The sequence below is a fragment of the Microcystis sp. M53603_WE2 genome, from assembly GCF_030065435.1.
The window spans coordinates 1-1,968 of record NZ_JASJFF010000041.1; the positions used below are offsets into that span (position 1 = coordinate 1).

The 1,968-nt window shown below is 44.1% G+C and carries 1 protein-coding gene; it reads left to right on the forward strand.

Translation table 11 applies throughout. The features are described from left to right. Positions 1 to 410 precede the first annotated feature (410 nt). Entirely contained in the window at positions 411 to 1,691 is a 1,281-nt protein-coding gene (locus tag PX481_RS01005) for an HhoA/HhoB/HtrA family serine endopeptidase (RefSeq protein ID WP_002762232.1), read from the forward strand. Positions 1,692 to 1,968 lie beyond the last annotated feature (277 nt).

The following is a 1,968-nucleotide window of genomic DNA, read 5'->3' on the forward strand; positions in this document are numbered from 1 at the left end:
ATAGCGTTTCCTAAGCTAGTGAGGTACACCTATTTTTCTTCCCTTTTGCCTTTTGCCTCTTGCATGAGTGCCTAAAACCCATAACTTTTGTACCTCAGCAGACTGAAAAACGCTATATATGATTGCTGTGCTGAGAGCCTTTTGTCAAGCCTAATTGAGATGCTCTTACCCTGGGTTTAATAACCAGGAAAAATCTATCATTGACCTTTTTCTCTATCTTTCTACCTGTCTATCCACTAGGATAATGACCTTGCAATCAAAACTTCATGTCTGCGTCACAGTAAGTTCATATCCCCTGCCTAAATTAGAGATAGTCAGTCCCAAGCCATTTTCCGAAACACTCCTCTCACACCCACGATTATTAGGACTGACTTTTATTCCCTTCTCAGAATGGTTAAACAATAAAAACTATGACTCGCAATATTTTTAACGATAATATCTCCCCGCGCAACGAAGGCAATCCTAAACGCTCCAAATCTTCTGCAATGAAAAAACTTTTTGCCTATTCCTCCTTACTGGTTTTGGGTGCCGGGTTAGGCATCGGTGCCACCTACGCCTACAGCCAAAATCCTCTAGAATTAGCCCAAAATATTGCCACCGCTACCAATAATCCTCGCCCCTCCACACCAGCGGCAGCCGCTCCCTCGTCTCTGGTTATTCCTACCAATTTTGTCGCTTCTGTGGTGCAAGAAGTGGGGCCGGCGGTGGTAAGAATTAATGCTTCTAGGGAAGTCAATGGAGGCGGTGATTTTTCGGAATTTGCTAACGATCCTGTTTTCCGTCGCTTCTTCGGTTCCCAAATACCCGAGCGAGGAGAAAAACAAGTTCAAAGGGGTACAGGTTCGGGGTTTATTATCAGTAATGACGGTAAAATTATCACCAATGCTCACGTTGTCGAGGGAGCAGATAAGGTGACTGTCACCCTCAAAGATGGTCGCACTATTGATGGTAAAGTCTTAGGTAGTGATCCTTTAACTGATGTGGCAGTGGTACAGGTAGAAACGAGCAATTTACCCACGGTTAAATTAGGTAATTCTGATAGTTTACAGGTGGGAGAATGGGCGATCGCTATCGGTAATCCTTTGGGATTAGATAACACTGTCACCACGGGGATTATTAGTGCCAAGGAACGCAATGGCTCCCAAATTGGTGCTAGTGATAAACGGGTGGATTTCCTGCAAACCGATGCGGCAATTAACCCCGGAAATTCCGGCGGACCTTTGTTAAATGCTCGGGGAGAAGTCATCGGAGTTAACACTGCTATCATTCAGAATGCCCAGGGTTTAGGTTTTGCTATTCCGATTAAAACTGCCCAAAGAATCGCCGAACAATTAATCGCTACGGGTAAGGTGGAACATCCCTATCTCGGTGTTCAAATGGTACAGTTAACCCCGGAGGTAAAAGAACAATTAGCCGATAGTCCTATGGCTGATAATTGGACTATCCCCGATGATTCTGGTGTCTTGTTAGTGCGGGTGATGAGAGATTCTCCTGCCGCAGCAGCGGGATTGCGATCGGGTGATGTGTTAAAGTCTGTAGGTGGTAAGAATGTCACCGATCCCGATGCGGTTCAGGAAATTGTTGCTAACACTCAAATCGGCGATAATTTGCCCATAGAAATTAGCCGGGAAGGACAAAAAATTAATCTGAATATTCAAGTGGGTAGCTTGAATACTGCTAACAGAGCCTAGTCTGGAAGATAAGTGGTAAAAGACCTAAACTTTATAGAGAGCTTGTTAGTAAGCTCTCTATATTTCTGGTTTTACTTTTGGCTCTTGAATCAAATAATTATAGCATTTATCTTGATGGTGAGGTAAGTAGGTAGGCGTTAAAAATTATCAGACACCCCCCTTATCAAGGGGGATCCCCCCGCCTATCGGCACCCCCCTTATCAAGCTATCCCTTATAGGGATCTTTCTTAACAATTTTTGCAGTAAGCACTCCAACCCTTATCCTGACTTGATTTCA

Coding starts and splice junctions, on each gene's coding strand:
- PX481_RS01005 (WP_002762232.1), top strand. CDS start 411: ATGACTCGCAATATTTTTAACGATAATATCTCCCCGCGCAACGAAGGC.